General features: G+C 65.3%; 18 protein-coding genes. 4 read left to right on the forward strand and 14 right to left on the reverse strand.

What is annotated here, in order from left to right:
- Positions 1-70: 70 nt before the first annotated feature.
- The 4 genes from PX52LOC_RS35320 to purB form a co-directional block, all read right to left on the reverse strand.
- On the reverse strand, positions 71-2,278 hold the full coding sequence (locus PX52LOC_RS35320; protein WP_149114490.1) for a BatA domain-containing protein: 2,208 nt from the start codon (positions 2,276-2,278) through the stop codon (positions 71-73).
- A gap of 317 nt (positions 2,279-2,595) precedes the next feature.
- Positions 2,596-3,486: a DUF58 domain-containing protein gene (locus PX52LOC_RS35325; RefSeq protein WP_149114491.1), complete on the reverse strand. Its 891-nt coding sequence runs from the start codon at positions 3,484-3,486 to the stop codon at positions 2,596-2,598.
- 87 nt (positions 3,487-3,573) lie between these two features.
- Positions 3,574-4,086, reverse strand: a complete 513-nt coding sequence (locus PX52LOC_RS35330; RefSeq protein ID WP_149114492.1) for a hypothetical protein — start codon at positions 4,084-4,086, stop codon at positions 3,574-3,576.
- 276 nt (positions 4,087-4,362) lie between these two features.
- Positions 4,363-5,832 (reverse strand): adenylosuccinate lyase, encoded by a 1,470-nt coding sequence (gene purB, locus PX52LOC_RS35335; RefSeq protein WP_149114493.1) that lies wholly within the window; start codon positions 5,830-5,832, stop codon positions 4,363-4,365.
- A gap of 212 nt (positions 5,833-6,044) precedes the next feature.
- Between purB and PX52LOC_RS35340 the strand changes: the two genes are divergently transcribed.
- Positions 6,045-6,353 (forward strand): hypothetical protein, encoded by a 309-nt coding sequence (locus tag PX52LOC_RS35340; RefSeq protein ID WP_149114494.1) that lies wholly within the window; start codon positions 6,045-6,047, stop codon positions 6,351-6,353.
- A gap of 44 nt (positions 6,354-6,397) precedes the next feature.
- Here PX52LOC_RS35340 and PX52LOC_RS35345 read toward each other — a convergent pair whose 3' ends face one another.
- The gene (locus PX52LOC_RS35345; RefSeq protein ID WP_149114495.1) at positions 6,398-7,201 is read right to left on the reverse strand and encodes a PAS domain S-box protein; all 804 of its coding nucleotides are present in this window, start codon (positions 7,199-7,201) and stop codon (positions 6,398-6,400) included.
- Positions 7,202-7,438: 237 nt separating this feature from the next.
- Between PX52LOC_RS35345 and PX52LOC_RS35350 the strand changes: the two genes are divergently transcribed.
- Both PX52LOC_RS35350 and hemH read left to right on the forward strand, forming a co-directional pair.
- On the forward strand, positions 7,439-7,744 hold the full coding sequence (locus PX52LOC_RS35350; protein ID WP_149114496.1) for a 4Fe-4S dicluster domain-containing protein: 306 nt from the start codon (positions 7,439-7,441) through the stop codon (positions 7,742-7,744).
- Between the two features lie 125 nt (positions 7,745-7,869).
- Entirely contained in the window at positions 7,870-8,898 is a 1,029-nt protein-coding gene (hemH, locus tag PX52LOC_RS35355; RefSeq protein ID WP_149114497.1) for a ferrochelatase, read from the forward strand.
- A 7-nt stretch (positions 8,899-8,905) separates the two neighbouring features.
- Here the strand turns inward: hemH and PX52LOC_RS35360 are convergent, their stop codons facing one another.
- From PX52LOC_RS35360 to PX52LOC_RS35375, 4 genes are read right to left on the reverse strand one after another with little or no spacing between them, the layout of a single operon-like run.
- A complete protein-coding gene (locus PX52LOC_RS35360) occupies positions 8,906-10,468 on the reverse strand; it encodes a glycosyltransferase family 39 protein (protein WP_149114498.1) in 1,563 nt (520 codons plus the stop codon).
- 40 nt (positions 10,469-10,508) lie between these two features.
- On the reverse strand, positions 10,509-11,771 hold the full coding sequence (locus PX52LOC_RS35365; RefSeq protein ID WP_149114499.1) for a hypothetical protein: 1,263 nt from the start codon (positions 11,769-11,771) through the stop codon (positions 10,509-10,511).
- A gap of 49 nt (positions 11,772-11,820) precedes the next feature.
- Positions 11,821-12,507, reverse strand: a complete 687-nt coding sequence (locus PX52LOC_RS35370) for a class II aldolase/adducin family protein (protein WP_149114500.1) — start codon at positions 12,505-12,507, stop codon at positions 11,821-11,823.
- Between the two features lie 2 nt (positions 12,508-12,509).
- Entirely contained in the window at positions 12,510-13,271 is a 762-nt protein-coding gene (locus PX52LOC_RS35375; protein ID WP_149114501.1) for a glycosyltransferase family 2 protein, read from the reverse strand.
- Positions 13,272-13,323: 52 nt separating this feature from the next.
- Here PX52LOC_RS35375 and PX52LOC_RS35380 point away from each other — a divergent pair, with 52 nt between their 5' ends.
- Positions 13,324-13,953 (forward strand): 2'-5' RNA ligase family protein, encoded by a 630-nt coding sequence (locus PX52LOC_RS35380; protein WP_168219405.1) that lies wholly within the window; start codon positions 13,324-13,326, stop codon positions 13,951-13,953.
- 3 nt (positions 13,954-13,956) lie between these two features.
- On the opposite strand, the gene PX52LOC_RS35385 is transcribed toward PX52LOC_RS35380, so the two are convergent.
- The 5 genes from PX52LOC_RS35385 to PX52LOC_RS35405 are packed head-to-tail and all read right to left on the reverse strand — an operon-like array spanning position 13,957 to position 18,300.
- Positions 13,957-14,556: a phosphatidylinositol-specific phospholipase C/glycerophosphodiester phosphodiesterase family protein gene (locus PX52LOC_RS35385; protein ID WP_149114503.1), complete on the reverse strand. Its 600-nt coding sequence runs from the start codon at positions 14,554-14,556 to the stop codon at positions 13,957-13,959.
- Positions 14,553-15,014, reverse strand: a complete 462-nt coding sequence (locus tag PX52LOC_RS35390; protein ID WP_149114504.1) for a GtrA family protein — start codon at positions 15,012-15,014, stop codon at positions 14,553-14,555. Before PX52LOC_RS35390 ends, PX52LOC_RS35385 begins: the two co-directional genes overlap by 4 nt.
- Positions 14,956-15,720, reverse strand: a complete 765-nt coding sequence (locus PX52LOC_RS35395; protein WP_149114505.1) for an NTP transferase domain-containing protein — start codon at positions 15,718-15,720, stop codon at positions 14,956-14,958. The genes PX52LOC_RS35390 and PX52LOC_RS35395 overlap by 59 nt, the downstream gene beginning before the upstream one ends.
- Positions 15,720-17,219 (reverse strand): histidine phosphatase family protein, encoded by a 1,500-nt coding sequence (locus tag PX52LOC_RS35400; protein WP_149114506.1) that lies wholly within the window; start codon positions 17,217-17,219, stop codon positions 15,720-15,722. The genes PX52LOC_RS35395 and PX52LOC_RS35400 overlap by 1 nt, the downstream gene beginning before the upstream one ends.
- Positions 17,200-18,300, reverse strand: coding sequence for a GtrA family protein (locus tag PX52LOC_RS35405; protein ID WP_149114507.1), 1,101 nt, complete (start codon positions 18,298-18,300; stop codon positions 17,200-17,202). The genes PX52LOC_RS35400 and PX52LOC_RS35405 overlap by 20 nt, the downstream gene beginning before the upstream one ends.
- Positions 18,301-18,421: the final 121 nt, after the last annotated feature.

Below are 18,421 nucleotides of genomic sequence, written 5' to 3' on the forward strand. Positions count from 1 at the left end.
AAGAAAACCACATAATGACCAACGGCCGAACAACTTCGGTCTCGTCCGCCCAGGGTAATTACTGCGATTTTCATTCCAACGGGCTGCCGCGACGAGACAAAGCTCGCGTGTACCACACCTCACTCCCGAGTAAACACAACACAATAATCAACAATACCCACCAAACTTCGCGTGTTTGTGCCCCCTCGCCCCGTTTGGCCTCGATCTCGTCCGGCGACGTGATGTAAGTCAGCGTTTTCACCGCATCGGCGACGCGCTTCTTGTCATCGTCTGCGCAGGGAGTAAGCACCGACTCTTGCGGGTCGGACCGGACCGCGTAGTAGAACGTGCGACCGCCGACGGTCGTGAGCTTGTACGCGCCGGGGTCGCGGGTCGCGTCGAAGACGACCGGCCAACTCTTGGGTTGAATCACCTTTGCCGGGCCGTCGGGCACGGTGATCGTCACGCCGGCCAGTGGCTCGTTCGTCCGTGGGTCAAAGACGATCGGTTGCCCGGGGGCGAGGTTCCGTTCGGCCGCCTTCGCCCCCGCGAGATAGTAACTCATCTCGTGGGCGAATCGCACGAAGTCGGGCAGCCGGGGGAAGTTTGTCCGCCACGAGTTATCGAGCGGGACCGAACACAACAGTACGCGACCGCGGCCGACGCCACGCTCAACCAGGAACGGCTCGTTGTTCGTCAGCGTGGCGATGGCCGTGCCGGTCGCCCCGTTGGCACCGGCCAGTGGATCGACCTTCCACCGCTTCGGGAAGTAGGCGGTGTGCAGGCCACCGGGCAGCGGTTCCTTGAAGACCTCCATCGCGGGGTGCGTAAAGCCGGCGGGTTGCGGCCGCGGAGCGGTGTCGAGATTCGCCTTCGGGTCGTCGTCGCCCACGATTTCCGCTAGCCGGGCGGGCAGCCACCCTTGCCCGCCGCGGAACGACACCCGGTTCCACCCGGCCGCGTCGCTGCGGTCGCCGAGCGTCACGAGAACCGCACCGCCGTCGGCGAGATACTTTTCGACGGCCTCATTCTGGGCCTTGTTTAGCAGCGGTACGTTCGCCAGCACGACGACTCGCGGCGGTGTACCCGGCCCCTTCACGTCGGCGTAGAGCAGGTTCGGCGTGAACTCGGCCAGCCCCGCGGTGCGGACGAGGAACCCTGGCGTCGGGTCTTTTGCAGGCGAAAGCGCGTCGCGGAGAAACTCAGTGCCCCGGGGCTTCGCATCGCCCTCGATCAGCAGCACCGGGATGCTCGGCAGCACCTCCAAGGCGAAGTCCTGTCGGTTGTCGCCGGGCAGGTCGTCGGGGTCCATCTGCAACGTCACGAGGTGCGAGCCGGTCGTGAACTTGTGGGCGAACGCGATCGGCATCACGCCGTCGGCCGGTGAGCCGGTCACGGTCACGTCGCCCACGGCCCGGCCGTCGATTTCGAGTTTGACCTTGCCGGGGTCTTTCCGCTTCTCGCCGCCGTGGAAGCGGATGGCCGACTTGAACTTCACCTCGCGGCCGGCCGACGCCACGCCGCGGCCGGCCAGGATCGGGTCAAGGGCCATGTTCTGCGGGTCGCCGGGCCGGTCGGCGGCAGCGTTCATCACCCACACGTTCGGGTCGCGGGTCTGGCCCGGCTTGCGACCGCCACTGCTGAGAAGATCCCACTTCGAGAGCGTGTTCTCATCGGCCCAACTGTACCGCTGGTTGTCGTGGATGACGACGACCTCACGTTCCTTGCGGCCGTTCTCCAGGAAAATCCACGCCGCCTGCACGCACGCCGGCCAATCGACACCGCCCCGCGGGGCGTTCAGCAGTTCCAGCGAATTACGAGCCTGATCGTGGTCGGGCGAAAGGTTGCCGAGCAGCGGCACGAGGGATTGTTTGGCCTCGAAGACGGCCACGCGGTCACCGGGTCGGAGCGAGTCGATGACACGGCGGGCCAGTTCCTTCGCCTTCTCGGCGGCGGTCGCGTTGTCGTGCTTGTAGGCCATGCTCGCGGAACCGTCGATGAGGATGACGACATCCCGCTCGCCGTTGCCGGCGGCACTTCCGAAGCGGTTGAAGAAGGTGCTGGTGATCGTCGGGGCGAGGAAGGCGAGGACTACGAGCGCGATCACGGCCATGCGGACGAGCATGAGCAGGAAGTGCTCGATGAAGACTTTCCGCCGCGTCTTCTTGCTGACCTGCAAGAACTGCATCGCGGCCCAGTCGACCTCGTCGAACTTCTTGCGACTGAAGATGTGGACGAGCGGCGGAATCGCCACCGCCAGGAAGCCCATCACGAGTGCCGCGTTGAGGATGCTGAACATGCGAACCTGTTACGGGGTTGTCATCACACCGTCGTTGCCAGGTAAGATGTTTTAGCCGCGGAGCGGCGGCAGATGTTAGCCAGGGGCGCAAGCCCCTGGAACGGTCATCCGCAACATCTAGCCCCGGAGGGGCGGCAGAGTCTTTCGCCCCTCCGGGGCTTAGGGACTTGGCGTTCGAACCAGGGGCTGACGCCCCTGGCTAACATCTGCCGCCGCTCCGCAGCTAAGGCCGGATCAATGACCGGCGAGTCGAACTCCGTAAGGAGTCGGGCGAGGGAAAATTAACCCCGACTCCTTACGGAGTTCGACTCGCCACGTCACTTCAGATTTCTTCGTGCCAGATACGCCCCCAGCGCACGGTCCACCGGGTCGTCGGTCCGCAGCATGACATAGTCGACCTGCAGGTCGTCAGCCTTTCGCTTCAAGGTCTGCCGGTATTCCTCGAAGTTCTTCAGGTACTCCTCCCGCAGCCGCCGGGCGTCGGTGGTGATCTCTTGCCCGTTCACTTCGAGGTTACGGAACTTCGTCGGGTTCTTGAACGGGAACTCGACCTCCTCCGGGGCCAAGATGTGGAACAACAGCACGTCGTGGTTGCGGTGCTTCAGGTGCTGTAACGCCCGCGCGAGGTCGTCCACCTTGTCGAAGCAATCGGACAGCAAGATGACCATGCCGCGGCGTTTGAGGTGCTGGCCGGCGATGCTATGCCAGATCGGGGCGAGGGCCGTTTCGCCGCCCGGGGTCATGCCTTCAAGCGTCCGCAGCAGGTGCAGCAGGTGCTTGGAACTCGTCTTCGGCGGCACGATGCCCGTGACCCGCGTGTCGTGTGTCACCAGGCCGACGGCGTCGAGTTGTGCGAGCATCAGGTAGGCCATCGAGGCCGCCACCTGCTGCGCGTACTGGAACTTGCTGAGCTTCTGCTTCCCCTTGTAGCCCATGCTGCCGCTGGCGTCGATGACGAGGTACGCCTTGAGGTTGGTCTCCTCCTCGTACTCCTTGATGTAATAGCGGTCGGTCTTGGCCAGCAGTCGCCAGTCGAGGTGGCGGATCTCGTCGCCCGGGTAATACTGGCGGTGTTCGGCGAACTCGACGCTGAACCCCTTGAAGGGGCTGCGGTGGATGCCGGTGAGGAAGCCTTCGACGACGTTGCGGGCGACGAGCGTCAGGCCGCCGTATCGGGCCAACTCGGTGGGGTCGAACAGCAGGGCCATACGGACCAGAATAGCAGGTCGGCGCGGCCGCCCAACAAAAAACCCCGGGCGGGCGGCCCGGGGTTCTCGCGTGCAACTGGCGGCCGCTTAACGGCGGTATTGCTGCTGTTGGCAGTTCTTGCAGTACGGGGCCGGCGTGTAGTAGCTCGGCACGACGGTCGAGGTGACCGACGGGGCCGCACCGTAGACTTCCGTGGTCGTCGTGACATGGCTCGGTTGGGCCAGGCGTTCGAGCGTCTGCGGGAGGTCGGTCGGGTTCGTTTGGCCTTCGATCCGCAGGGCCTGCTTGGCCCCGGTCGCGTCGCTGATGATGACCCCTTCGGTCATCCCGAACGCTACGGCCAGCTCCTTGCCGGTCGCGTCGTCACTGTTGATCGTGACGGCGATGTAGTTGGTCTTGAGGACCTTCGCTGCCGCGTCGGGCAGTTGGTCCAGGTTCTTGGCGGCACCCTTCGTAATGAAGACCGCCAGCGGCTTGTGTTCTTTGGCCGACAGCGTCAGCGCTGCCTTGTAGTCCGTCTGCCAGGCCGGTTGAACCGCGAGGTTCGTCCCGAGCAGCCCGGAGAGAGCCAACACGGCCATCGAAGTTGTGAACATCATCGTTGCGTCATCCTTGTTGGGCGGAACACAGCGGGGCAATCCCGTGACAACCGCTGTCACGGAGACGGACATTGTTGGCCATTCCCGACAGGATTTCAACCTGCAAAATGCCTAAAACCGACAAAAGTGTTTTTTCAGGCACAATTCCGCGCAAAAATATGAGAAATGAGGTTGCACTTTTGCGCGAATTGGCACACCAAAATATTTACCTAAATTACGCCATCGTCGCGTTTTACCGATCATTCACTGGCAAAATAATTCCTTCTGTGACTGAAATTATACGTGTAGGTCACTCTTCTGACCGAGTTTTCCCGCGTACCGTTTTCGAATCGGATTTATTTCGGTATCCAGAAATTCCGCCACTTGTTCAGGTGCACGACCCACGAAATGACGCGGGATCAGCACCGATTCGAAGTCTACCTTCGCGAAGGCGGGTTCGGCTTTCAGGAGGTCGAACAACTCCGTCGAAACGCCGATACCCTGCTTGATCCGCTCCGTGACAGCGTGGCTGTGCTTCTTTACGAGTTCGTGGGCGTGCTGCCGGTCGGCCCCGGCCCGCACGGCGGCCATCATCACGTTCTCGGTCGCCATGTACGGCAGGTACTCGCGGACGTTCTTGGCGATGATCGGCCGGTTTACGATCAGGCCGTTGGCGACGTTGATGGCGATGCGCAGGATCGCGTCGGCGGCCAGAAACGCTTGCGGGATGTACAGACGGCGGGCGGCCGAGTCGTCGAGGGTTCGTTCGAACCACTGCGTCGCTTGCGTCTGAGCGGCCATCGGCGGCAGGCCCATCAGGTACCGGGACAGCGAACACATCCGCTCGGCCCGCATCGGGTTGCGCTTGTAGGCCATCGCACTCGACCCGACCTGCCCGGACTCGAACGGTTCGTCCACTTCTTGCCGGTGGGCAAGCAAGCGGAGGTCGCTGCCCCACTTGTGGGCCGACTGCCCTAACCCCGACAGCGAGTCGAGAATCTGGGCATCGATCTTCCGCGAATACGTCTGCCCGGTGACGGGGAAGACTTGCGAGAAGCCCATCTTCTTCGCGACGAGTTGATCGAGTTGCCGGACTTTGTCATGATCGCCGCGGAACAGGGCGAGGAAACTCGCCTGCGTGCCGGTGGTGCCCTTCGCCCCGCGGAACGGCAGTTCGTCCCGCCGGCGTTCGAGTTCCTGCAAATCCAGCACGAGGTCGTAGAGCCACAGCACCGCCCGCTTGCCGACGGTCGTCAGTTGGGCCGGTTGGAAGTGCGTGAAGCCGAGGGTTGCCTCGTGCTTCCACTGGTCCGCGAAGGTGCCGAGGGAATCGATCAGCGAGGCGAGCGAGGTGCAAATCGCGTCGAGCGATTCGCCCATCAGGATCAGGTCGGCGTTGTCGGTGACGTAGCACGAGGTCGCGCCGAGGTGGATGACTCCTCTCGCCCCTTCCTGCAAAACCTCCCGAAACGTCTCGATGTGGGCCATCACATCGTGGCGGGTGATTTTCTCGTGTTCGGCCGCCCGCTTCAGGTTCACGTCGTCGAGGTGCGCTTTCAGTTCTTCCAAATGGGATTTCGTGATCCGCGGCGAATCCCCCTCGGCCGCGGGCAGGCCGAGTTCGTGTTCGGCTTCCGCGAGGGCGAGCCACAACCGCCGCCAAGTGCGGAACTTCCGCAGCGGCCCCCACCGCTCGGCCATCGCCCGGCTCGCGTACCGGCCGATCAGGGGGTTGTCGTACAGCAGTTCACTTTCCGCGTCGGCCATGTCGGTGTCGTCCCGCCCACTTGAAGGAACTCCCTCGGAATCGCAGAGTCGATCGCCGAAGAAGGCCGGTCCCGCCGGTCCCACCGCTTTTCTAGGTTTTTCCACGGGCATCGGCCGGGCGGATGAATCTTCCGGGGCCGCCGGTGGTTGCGGGTGAGCCTGTCGGAAGGGTTGTGACGATGGAAGGAGTAGACCCGTCAAGGAGGATACCGATGAGTCGAACCGTGTTCCTGAAAGTGCTGGCCGTCGCCCTGGCCGTCGGCGCGTGGGCGAGTTCGCCCGGTGCAGCGAAGGCCGGCGAGCCGCCGCTGCCGCGGATGTCGTACTACCCGTACTACTACTTCCCGCACAGCTACTGGCCGGCTCAAAGTCCGCAGTGGCCGGAGCCGAAGGGCAGCCCTTATGTGAAGCCGCCCGCGTACATGGCCTACCCGGCGTTCAAGGAACCGGGCTGGCGGTACGAACTGTGGACGCCGCAACGCTACCACCGCGGCAACCACTTCTGGCTCGACCAGTTCTAAAAAAACGGTCGTCGGACCCTGGCACGGATGCCGGGGTCCGCGGCTTATACCGGGTGCAATTCTTCCTCGGCAATCGCGAGCGAGAGCGTTTCGAGCAGTTCCGTTCCCGTGACGGACGGCGTCAGAAGGACGACGGGCAGTTGCGGCCGAACGCCCTGCAACACCACCCCGGCGTTCGCGTCGGGAAAATCGAGGACGGCGGCCCGGATGCCGTCGCGGAATCGGCGAAGGGCCTCGGCCCCGTCGAAAAGATTGTCAGCCACGAAGACAACGTAATCGTGCCCGACGAGCAGTTGCCTCACCAGTTCCAGCGTCAGCCGGTCCGTGCCCGCCACCAACACCCCGCGGCCGTTCCCCTGCAACAGCGACAGGTCTTCCCACTCGGTGACCAACCGCAGTTGGTCCACGATTAACGGCGGCACGCCTGGCGTCGCACCGACCTCCCGCCCCACCGATCGGACGGCCTTCAGCGCGGCGGTTCGTCGGTCTTCGCGCAACCGTTTCTGCCGGTCGGTCACGTCGGTGTGAAGGGCCACCACGAGCTGCCGTCCGTCGACGGCTTCCACGGATGCCCACGCCGTTTCGACGATCCGTTGCGTGTAGTCGATCGACATGGTACGAAGTTCCCCGTGCCACCGGCCCTTCTGATGAACCACCTCGACGGCCCGTTGATAATCGGCCGTGGCCTCGTGCGGGATGAACAACAGCACCGACTGCCCCACGGCTTCGTCCGGAGTGAGGCCGTACAGTTCCGCGGCCGCCGGGTTCCAGCTCACGATGCGGTCGGCGGCATCGAAGGCGAACCCCGCCACGGCCAGTTGTTCCAGCGACACCGCGAGCGGAAACATGGATGTGTGCCCCCCTCCTGACTGCCAGGAGAGGGGCCGCCGGAACGACGGTCTGTGACGGACACGGCTGGAAATTTTTCAGAAAGAGTGGCCCGGTCGCCGGACGCCGTCCGATCACAAAGCCTAAATTGACATCAGCACGGGATTTGCTAAATCTGAAGTTGTTCCGCCACGTCCACAGTTCGGCCGTGGCGTTGAGAACCCCAAAACTCGCTCTCTCAGAGTTGGAGAATAGTCATGGCCCACGTGGTGACGGAAAGCTGCAACGACTGCAAGTACACCGACTGCTGCGTCGTCTGCCCGGTCGAGTGCTTCTATCAAGACGAGAAGATGCTGTACATCGACCCGAACGACTGCATCGACTGCGAAGCGTGCGTACCGGAGTGCCCGGTCGAGGCGATCTACGGCGAGTCGAACCTGCCGTCGCAGTTCGCGAGCTACGTCGAACTCAACAAGGAGCGTAGCGAATCGCTCAAGGGGTCCGGCGGCCAGATCACCGAAAAGGCCGACCCACTCGAAGGGCCGGGCTGCAAGAAGAAGTGATCGGGAGTCAGGTATCAGGAGTCAGCAAGCCCGCGGCGTACCCGCGGGCTTTTTCGTTGCGGCGGGTCTATCATAACCGCGACGGGTTGTTTCCTACTCCTGCCCCTGACTCCTGACCCCTGCTTATGACCGGCCTTCTTCTCATCCAACTCGGCACGCCCGACGCCCCGACGGCCGAGGCATTGCGGCCGTACCTGCGGCAATTCCTGTTCGACCCCCGGGTGGTCGAGACGCGGCCGGACACCGCGCGCTATCTGATGCCCGGCAAGCCGCGGCCGCCGCGGAAGAGTCCGCCGCAGTGGTTGTGGACGACATTGATGAAGACGGTGATCCTGCCGTTCCGCCCGAAGGACTCCGCGGCCAAGTACGCCCGCATCTGGGACGCCAAGACCGGCTCGCCGCTGTTGCACCACACCATCGAGCAGACGCGACTTCTCCAGGAACGATTCACCGGTACGCCGGTCCGGTTCGGCATGATCGTCGGCAACCCGACGGTCGAGACGGCCGTCGCGGAGATGATTGCCGCGGGCGTGGACCGCATGGTCGTGCTGCCGATGTTCCCGCAGTATTCGTCCACCACGGTCGCCAGCGCCACGGACACGCTCGCGAAGCTGATGTTGAAGTTGCGGGTCGTGCCTGCGATCCGCACCGTGCCGTCGTATTACAACCACCCGGCCTACGTCGAGGCGATGGCGGCCGTCGTTCGCGACGACCTCGCCGCGCTCGGTTGGGAGCCGGAGCACGTCCTGTTCAGCTTCCACGGCATCCCGCAGAAGTACGCCCAGCGCGGCGACCCGTACCCGTCGCACTGCGTCCGCACGACGCAACTGCTCGTGGAAAAACTCGGCTGGCCGCGTGACCGCTGGACGCAGACGTACCAGAGCCGCTTCGGCAAGGAGCCGTGGCTGAAGCCGTACACCGACGACGTACTGCAATCGCTGGCAAAGCAGGGCCGGAAGCGCGTCGCCGTCGTCCTACCCGGCTTCACGGCCGATTGCCTGGAGACGGTCGATGAGATCGGCCGCGAGAGCGAGGAAGTCTTCCGCCACGCGGGCGGCGAGAAGTTGCACGTGGTGCCGTGCCTGAACGAGCACCCGAAGTGGATCGACGCGCTGGAGCAAATCTTCCGCGAAGAGGGCCAAGGCTGGCTGTAGCCGCCGGCTACTTCGCCGGTGGCACGAACGCCACGCCGACCCGCGTCGGCTTCACGACCGCTCCCGTCACGTAAGGCAGTTCTATGGCCGGCTGGCTCGCGACCCGGGGGAACCGCGGTCGCAGAAAGTCGGACATGTCGTCGCCCAACTGTGTCGCGTCCCACAAGATGACCCCGCCGCGGGCGTTCAGGTCGGCGTCGCCGGTCCAGCGACAGTGCTCCGGTTCCATGACGAGGTAGCCCATCTTCCCGCTGCTGTACAACAGCGGCCGGTGGGGCGAATAGCAGCAGACCACACCCGCCCGCCACCCTTCCCCGCCGACGATCGGCGGCAGCCCGCCGTATTGTGCCGCCCATCGTGCGTTCACTTCACGGGTCAGTTCCTTCCCCGGAAAAGCCGTGCGGCCACCGACGTGGAAGAGGTACGGGTTGGCAACCTGCTTCGCCGTGGCGAAGAGACAAAGCCCCACGGCAACCACGACCCACCGTCGGAGGGATCGCTGGAGGGTTTCGATCACCTGAACCACGGGGAAGTTAGCCAGTGCCCAGACGCCGACGAACGTCCACAGCGGCGATCCCCAGATCTCGCGCAACTGGAAGCCGATCGCTGCCGACACCGTCAACAGAATCAGCGGCGGCCCGAGCACGGCGAAGTGCAGGAACGTCGTGGCGAGCGGCTTCGCCTCCGGCGCATCATCCGGGGCCGTGCGGAATCGCATCAGCGGCCACAACACGAACGCGACGGGCAGTAGGATCAGCGCCTGGTTGCCCAAGAATTCAAATGGTCGCACGAGTCGCTTGAGCAATCCGGCGCCGCTACCGGCCCGTTCCTCCGCGTACCGAAGGGTGATGAAGTCGTGCTGCACCAGCCACAAGGCGTGCGGCAGCACGATCAACCCGGCCACCAGCGCGGCCAGGTACGGCCCCGGCGTCCGCCAAACCTTGCGGCTCGCCCGGTCGTAGAGGGCGAAAGCCAACACCGCGAGAAGCAGCACGCCGATGGTGTACTTGCACAACAGAGTCAAGCCGGCCACGACGCCGACGGCCAGCCACCAGCGAAGTTGGCCCGTGCCGATCGCCCGGTGGAAGCAAACGATCAGCCACGCCCAGCCGAGGCCGAGCATGACGTTGTTGCTGAACTCGGCCGGGTCGTTGGTGAGGTAGTTCAAACCGTCCAGGGCCAGGGTTGCCACCAGTGCCCGGCGCGGCGACAGGTATTCGCGGCCGAGGCGGTACGCCGCCAGCAGGATGCCCGATGACACGGCATAGCTGAACAGGTAGACGCCCCACACGTCCCCCGGCGAGAGTCGGGAGGCCGCGTCCGCGAGCCACGCCGGCAGCGGCGGGTGCTTGGGGTAGCCCCACTGCCACGAACCGCCCCACGAGAGCCATTCGACCAAATCGAGCGGCGCATTGTGGTGCGAAGCGACCACCGCGAGCGTCCAGACGACGGTTCGCACCACCAGCCACGCGGCCAGGAGTAGGCGGAGGCGGGCGGCCTCGCCGGGAACGCGGCCGGTTCCGGTAATCCAGTCGGCGAGGCGGGACGTGGGTCGGAGGTTCGCGATCATGGGACGACTCGGGCGGATTCGAACTCGGCGCGGGCAAGCCTTACGGCCCGCCGAGCGGCAGTGTGAGGATCGGGGCCGTGGTCGCCTTCGCCCCGAGTTCGAGCCGGGACAATTCCACGAGCAGGTTGAACGTCGCCATCGTGTCGCGGTCCCGCTTGTCGATGTAGAACCAGTACCCCTGGTAGCGGATTGCGACGTGGGCGAAGGGCGGCGGCTTCTTGCCGTCGGCCCAGCACACCTTGAACAACCCCTCGAACACCGGCCGCCAGTCGAAGGGCGTGCCGTCTGCCTGAACCGTCTGCGGTGCGATCCCGGAAGTCGCGTGGCACGGCGGAACCGTCACACCGTTGGCCACGAAGAACAATACCTGCAACAGCGACCGCGTCTCCATGTCGAGCGTGTCCAGCCCGGCAGCCGGTGTGCCTTCCAGGAACGGGTCAAGCTTCTCGGTCGTCAACTCGAAGGTCCGTTTCTTCGGGTCGAGCTTGAAAGTGCGGCAAAAGGTGGCGAAGTCCGAGTCAGTGTCGCCCACCTTGCCCACGCGGAGAAGGGGGTGAACTTTCTTCTTCACGACCGCCCACCGGCCCTTGTCGTCCCGCCGGTACTCCATGCCGGCCTTCGCCGCTTCCACCGCCGCGGTCGGGGTGTTGTCGCCGGCGTCAACGCCGTCGGTGAGTTTCTCGTCCTGCTCCTGGTTGTACAAGACCGCCTGCCCGCGGTCGGACAGCCGTTGCAGGGCGGACACCCCGTTCAGGAATTCGCCGTAGTCCGGCGGCATCCGCGGCGTCGGCCCGCTCGCCGATTGGGCGTTCGAGACCCAGTTCAGGTTTTCCAGGTACAGGCGGAAGACCGTCGAGACGGGCCAGGTCGTCTTGGCAAGGTAGGTGATGCCGTCGAGGGTGATCGGCGTGAAGAGGCGTCGGGTGAATTCCTGGTCGTCGATCGGCGTGTACGAGAGTGTCGGCCGGATGGCCCGCGAGAACTCCGCCTGCGGCAACACGGAGCCGCGGTAACTGCCCAAATCCCCGGCCCCCGCCGAGGTGAAGAACGGGATCGCCTTGAGGCTGCTGACGATTTCCTGCTGGTCGGCGATGTTGGCAATCGACAGACTGCTCGGCGTATCGGTGTACCGCAGGCGGACGATGTTGAGCAAGAGTTGCTGTTCAGTCGTCGCCTTGACGGCCTCGTTGTAGCGTAGCCGCCCCTGCTCGATGGTGCGCGGCCCGAGCGTGCAGCCCGGCCCCATCGTGGCAAGAATCGCCACGATCAGGGGGCACAGGTCCGATCGGCGGCGCGAAGACATGCCGGTTGTATCGACTGTCGCGACGGCGGGGCTGAAGGGAATGCGAATCTCACCCCGCTTGCTTCAGCGGCAGCGGCAAGATCGACGGCTGTTGGCCGTAGCGGTTCTGGTAGCGGTCGAACCATTTCCGCGCCTCTTCCTCCGGCAGTGCTTGCGGTTGGCCGAGTTGGTGGGCGAGGAACACCGTCTTCGCCACGTCTTCAACCATCACGGCCGCCTTCAGCGCGGCCTTGCCCGTCGGCCCCCAGGCGAACACGCCGTGGTTGCCGAGCAGGATCGCGGGGGCGGTGTTGCGGTAGCGGAGGATCGCCCGGCCGATTTCGTCGTCCTCGTTGCCGACGTAGGGAGCGCACGGAACCTCGCCGCCGAACTCGTCGGCGATGGCCGTCAGGCAGAGCGGGATCGGCTTCAGGCACGCGGCGAACGCTGTCGCGTAGTTGCTGTGCGTGTGGATGACGCTCCGCACGTCCGGCAGGTTCCGGTAGAGGAACAGGTGGTGCGGCAGGTCCACGCTCGGCTTGTTCGACCCGAACACCCGGCCGGTGCGGACGTCCACCTCCACCACCTCCGACGGGGTGATGCGGTCGTAGTCCATGCCAGAGGGTTTGATGAACAGCTTTCCCGAGTCCGGGTCGTACACCGAGGCGTTGCCCGAGTGCATCGTCACCAATCCGGCGGCCGGCAGCGCCCGGTTCAGCGCGGCCGTCTGCTCGCGGAGTTCCAATTCGTGTGCCATGTTCAATCTCCTCGGCCGTGGACGACGGCCCGCGCCTTGACGGGAATCGGGTTCAGGCTCAGCCCGCGGCGGAGCGCCAGGATGTACCGGAAGGTCCGCTTCGTGAGCTTGTACTTGCCCCGCAGCGAGCCGCCGCCCTTCGCCTCGCCGGCTTCCCGCTTGGCGAAGACCACGGGCAGTTCGATCACCTTCAGCCCGGCCTTCTTGGCCGAGTAGAGGACGTACAGGTCGAGCGCGAAGTCGTCCGGCGGGGTGGTCAGACTTTCGAAGAACGAGCGGTGGAACATCTTCGGCTGAGCGTTGATGTCGTTGAGCCACGTGCCGAGGGCGGCCGACGCGACGAGCGACATGCCGCCGGTGAACAGGGCGTCGAAGAAGTTCCGCCCGATGCGGCGGCCGCGGAGGAAGCAGTGCTCCGCGTCGGGTTCGGCCTGTAACTTGTCGAAGCCGACCATCAGGTCATTCGGATCGGTCTGCAAGTCGGCGTGAGTCCAACCGAGGAACTCGCCGCGGACCGCCCGCAACCCCGAAGTGATGCCGAAGCCGTAGCCGCGGTTCACCGGCACCCGCACCATCCGGGCGAAGCGGTTCTGCGGCTTTGCCAGTTCTTCCGCGAACACTTCCGCCGAGCCGTCGGTCGAACCGTTATCGACGAGGATGACTTCCACGTCCGGCCGCGACCCGACCACTGTGCGGAATCGTTCCAGCAACCGCGGCAGGTTCGGCTTCTCGTTGTAACAGGGCACGATCAGCGACAGCTTCATGATTTCTCCGTTTGGCCTTCCCACGGCCGGGCGTCTTTGCTCTAAGGCGGGCATGTCTACCGCCGTCCCGTTCTTCGTCGCCCTGATGCCGGACGCGGCTATGTCGGCGACCGTCCAGGCTTACAAGGACCGCACGCGGGAACTCGTCGGCCCGCAACTGTACCTCGACGACCCGCCGCACACGACCGCCTACCTCGCGGCCTTCCCGGCCGGCTTCCCGGTCCCGGACGTGCTACGGGCGGCCGCGATCCCGGCCCCACCGCAAGTTCGCACGAACGGCTGGCACAGTTGGGTCGGCGACCCGCTCACCGGGCGGAACACGCTCGTCTGTGCCATCGCCCAGGCCGACAAGCCGGCTCTCCGCCGCGTTCAACGGCAGGTGGCAGATGCCCTCGCCCCGCATCGCGATCTCGCCACCACCGAGGCGCGATTCGCCGGCCGGTTCGATGCCCTCACGCCGCAACAGCGGGAGAACGTCCGCAGCGTCGGCTTCCCGTTCCTCGGCGACGGCTGGGAGCCGCACGTCACCATCGCGTCGATCCTGCCCGAACACTGGCCGACCGTGATCGGCGAATTCGAATCGCGACCGCCGGGCGAGGTCTTCCACTACGCACGGCTCGATGTCTTCGAACTCCACGGCGTCGAGCCGGTGCTGCGGGGAAGCTACGACTTCCCGCGATGAATCTCACGCCGCCCGACGCACTTCGGTCTGTCGCCACAGGTCGGGCCGCTTCGTGCAGATCGCGTCCATCGGGAACGGGGCCAGTTCGCGGGCGTAGTCGGCGATCGTCTCAACCGGCCGGCCCTGCAACTCCGGCGACACCGCACAGAGTTTGAACGACGCCTTCAGCTTCGCGTAACTCGCCGGGTCGAGCGGCATTCGCGTGAAGCAATCGACCCACACCCAGTCCACTTGCCCCGCCAGTGCCAAACAGCCTTCGATCGGCTCGTACTCCGAGAACCGGACCGCGATCTTCCGCTCGCCGTTGCGGTTCAGCAGGCGGATCATCGGGAACGAGCAGTCGAGGAAGAAGTAGTCGGTGATGCCGCGTTGCTTCAGTACGTCGAGGATGCGGAGTTCGATCCGCTCGCTCTTCACGTTGAGGATGATCGTGCCGTGGCGGTAGTCGTTCAGCCACGTCTCGAAGTCCTCGCCGTCGCCGAACGGATCGTGCTGGAGGATCAGCCGTTCGCCGCGGTCGCGGAGGTCGATCTCCAGGCCGTACTCGCTCGGCACGGTGCGGAGTTGGGCTGCGGTGTTCACCCGGTGCGCGATGTAGTTCATGCCGTCTCCCGTTGGTCGCGGTCGCGGACGGCCGCCCGGAACGCGAGCAGCCGCAGGCCGAGGTAGTTCAGCACCGTCGTCACGCCGGTCGCCGCCAAGAACGCTAAGCCGGTGGAGCCGGTCATCTCTGCGACGACCGCGTTCACGCCGACGTTGACTCCAAGCGTGACGGCGTACACGAGCAAGTACAGGATCGGTTCCGCGGCCGATCGGCGGGCCGATTCGAACGTCCAGAACTTGTTCCCGACGAAGCCGACGACGACCCCGGCGAGGTATGACACCGCCTTCGCGGCGTGCGGCGAGAGCGATCCCGCCAGCAGTTGGAACACGGCGAAGTCCACGGCCACGCTCGTGCAACCGATCACGCCGAACCGCAGCAACCGCCGCCGCTCTGCCCCGCTAGGCGGCCTGGCGACCGCGAAAGTGCCGTTCCCAGCGAAGGTAGTCTTCGTAGTCATCCGGCGTTCCCCATCCGATGTACTTGTCCACGTCGAAGGCCCGCACGCCCCGCCCGTCCTGAATCAGCACGTTCGGCACGCTGTCCAGGTAGAACTCGTTGTTCACCCGTTGGTCGAGGGCGATCAGGCCGTCGATCCCCTCGGCCATTAGACCGGCCGTGCGGAACCAGAAGGTGCCCGTCACCGCCCGATCGCGGAGCGGCATCGCTGATATCGGCTTTTTGACCGACACCACGCGAACGTCATCCGCGTCGCTGCGGACCCAGCCCCATGCTTCCGGCCGAATCAGCACCCGCGGGTCGTTGCGGAAGGTCCACACGACCGCGTCGGTCGCCGGATCGGCGACAAGTTTGTCCCACGCCGCCGCGTCGTAGACCTGCGTGCTATCGCACGCGGCCACCAGCACCGGCTGATCCGGGTCAAGATGGTCCGACGCCAACCGCGTGCTGCACGCTTGACCGGCGGTCAGTCCCGGCGCGACTACGACGACCGCCCCGGGAATCAGCCGCTCCAGTTCCGCCCGCAGGGGGAAGCGCTGGACGTGTTCCGGATGGCAGATCAGCACCGTGCGGTCGGCCGGCGGAAGGTTCCGGGCCACGCGGACGACCATGGCGAGGCCGCCGACCGGGATGAGCGGCTTCGGCAGGGCGTACCCGGCGTCCGCGAACCGTTGGCCCAGGCCGGCCATGGGGATGACGAGTTGCATCAGGCCGCCTTTCGGAGCGATTGAGGTTCCCAAGCCGCGAACATCTCGGCTTCCACCGCCTCGGGGATGTCCACGAACAGGCCGTCGGTCTTCGTCTGAATGAACGTGATCGGGGCCACGTGCGGCACCCGCAGGCGGTGCCACTCTTCCGCCGACACGCCGAGCGTTTGCCCGACGAGGCAGCGGATGACGACGTTGTGCGTGCATGTCAGGGTCGCACCGCGGGCGGAACCCCACACGTCGCGGGCGAACGCCTGAACGCGGGCCGACACGTCGGCGACCGATTCGCCGTCGGGCAACTGCGGGTCTTGTTTGTCGGCCCACCCCCGGAAGACCTCGGGGAAGCGCGACCGTGCCTGCGCGACCGTCAGCCCTTCAAGCCCGCCGTAGTCGATCTCTTGTAGCCGGTCGTCGAGAATCAGCGGGCCGTCGGTCAGGGCGGCAGCCGTCTGCCGGGCACGGGTGGCCGGCGACGTGTAGACCCACGCCGGGTTGAGTTCGCTCACCACCCGCGTGGCCTCGACCATGTCCGCTGCCCGAATCGGCATCACCGGCGAGTCCGACCGGCCCTGGAAAATCACGGCGTCGCCGACGCCAGCGTTCAGCTTCGTCGGCGCGTGCCGGACCACGACGTGCCGGGTGCTCGTCTCGTGGAAGACGCGGCGGAACTGCGATTCCAGGGCCGCTGCGAACGCTTCGAGCGTCGATTCCAGGTCCGCCACCGGCTCGTCGAAGTCGATCCGCTTCTTCTTCGCCGCGAGGGTGCGGAAGAACGGCACGAACGTCTCCGCCCCGTCGGGGAAACGGCGGAAGTATTCCGCGAGGATCGCCTCGTTGTCTGGGGTCGTGTTCGTGCGGGTGAGCAATTTCAGGAGGTTGCCCATCAGGAACCGCATGACGTGGTACGCGAACTCGTGCCGGTCCCGCACTGTCATCGGCTTGCCGAGCTTCTTCTCGGCATAGCCGTCGGCCGTGCAAACCAGTTCGCGGTACGACACGGTCCCCGCGCGGAGGTCGCCGAGGTAGTCTTGGATACCCCGCCGCGCGCCGAGGAAGTGCCGCGGTTGCAGGCCGAACACCGGGTAAACCTCCGCGAGCGAGAGCTTGCGGTGGACCTTCGACCGCTGCCAGTCGAGGCAGGTGAACGGGCTTTGCCGGGCGTGCCGCACGCGGGCCTCGTCGGAGTACAGCATCAAGTGCAGCACCGCCAACTTTGGCCCGTTGAACTTCAGCGGCCCGAGCGTCGGGTTCACGCGGAAGTCGTACCCGTGGCCTGCCAGCACGCCGCGGAGGGCGTCGTCGAACTCGGCCACCAGCCGTTGATAGCGGGCTTCGTGGAGGTGGTCCACGACGACGACGCAGTCGATGTCGCTGATGCCGTCCAGCGTCGGGCTGTCGACGAAGCTGCCGGTGACGGTCACGGACCGCACGAAATCGTGCCGATCGGCGACGGCCCACAGCCGGTCGAGGATTTCGGCCTTAAGCGGCTCGCCGTTCATACCGTGCTCCGGTGCGGAGGGTGTGGGAAATCCGCACGGGATCGCTCGCCTTCAGCACCGCACTCGCGGCGACGATGTACTTGGCGGGAATCCGGGCGATCGTCTCGGCACTCACGCCGCCGTCGAACATGACCTCGTAGCCGTACCGCGGCCGCAAGGCGTCGAACACGTTCGCCACTTCCACCGCTTCCGGGAGCAACTGCTGCCCCGATCGGCCTGGGAAACGAATCCCCAGCACCATGACGAAATCGACGTGCGGTAGATACTGCAGCAGTTGGCCCGGCGTGACGCTGACGTGCCAGACGATGCCGACCTTCTTCCCTCGGCGGCGGCACTCCAGGAAGAGTTCGTTCAGGTCGTCTTCCGAGTCGGCGTGGAACAACACCCAGTCCACGAGATCCCACGCCTCCGGCATCCACTTCGCCGGTTGTCGGGACATCAGGTGCAGGCACACGGGAATGTCTGGCCACAGTCGCTTGGCCGTCCGCACCTTGCTGAAGTCCACGGGGGCGGCGTCGCGGTTCATCGTCTCGTCGACGAGATCGACGTGAACGTGGTCGCAGTTGCGGCCGATCTTCAACAAGATGCGGTGAACGCGCTCTGTCGAGGAGGCGTACACGGCGATGCCGAAGTTCCGGGCCATGTGGAACGTGTACCGCCGGTGCAGCGAGTACGCGATGAGGAACAGCACGCCGGCCGACGCCAGCCGCACGACCGGGTAGCCGAAGCCGAGGAGCGATTGCAGCCGCGACACGGCGAGCATGTTCAAGCCGAACGACAGGCCGGACACGAGTGCGAACTGGCCGAACGCTCGAAGCATTTGCGCGTGCGGTACCCGGAAGTTGAACCGAGCGTTGCCGACGAAGCTGAACAGCAACCCGGCCCCGAACGCCAGCCCCGAACGCAGGAGCAACGGCCAGTCCGCGGGCATCAGTTGAACCAGGACCACTTCCAACAGGATCGAGAGGAAGCCGATGACCGTGAACGCGAGGAGGTAGCGGTAGCGGTAGATCAGGTAGGACAACTGGGTATGGGTTAGCAGTCGCTTGAACCGGCGACGGCGGCGGGAGAGAAGTGACATCGATAAAAGCCCCCGCCGAGAGTCAAGTCCGGGCAGACGCCCTGTGAGCTTTTATCGACGCCGTTGTCGGCAAAACTTGAACAACTACGGCAACTGGGGGGCGGGAATCGGAGACTGGGGA

This window comes from Limnoglobus roseus (assembly GCF_008254045.1).
Lineage (GTDB): Bacteria > Planctomycetota > Planctomycetia > Gemmatales > Gemmataceae > Limnoglobus > Limnoglobus roseus.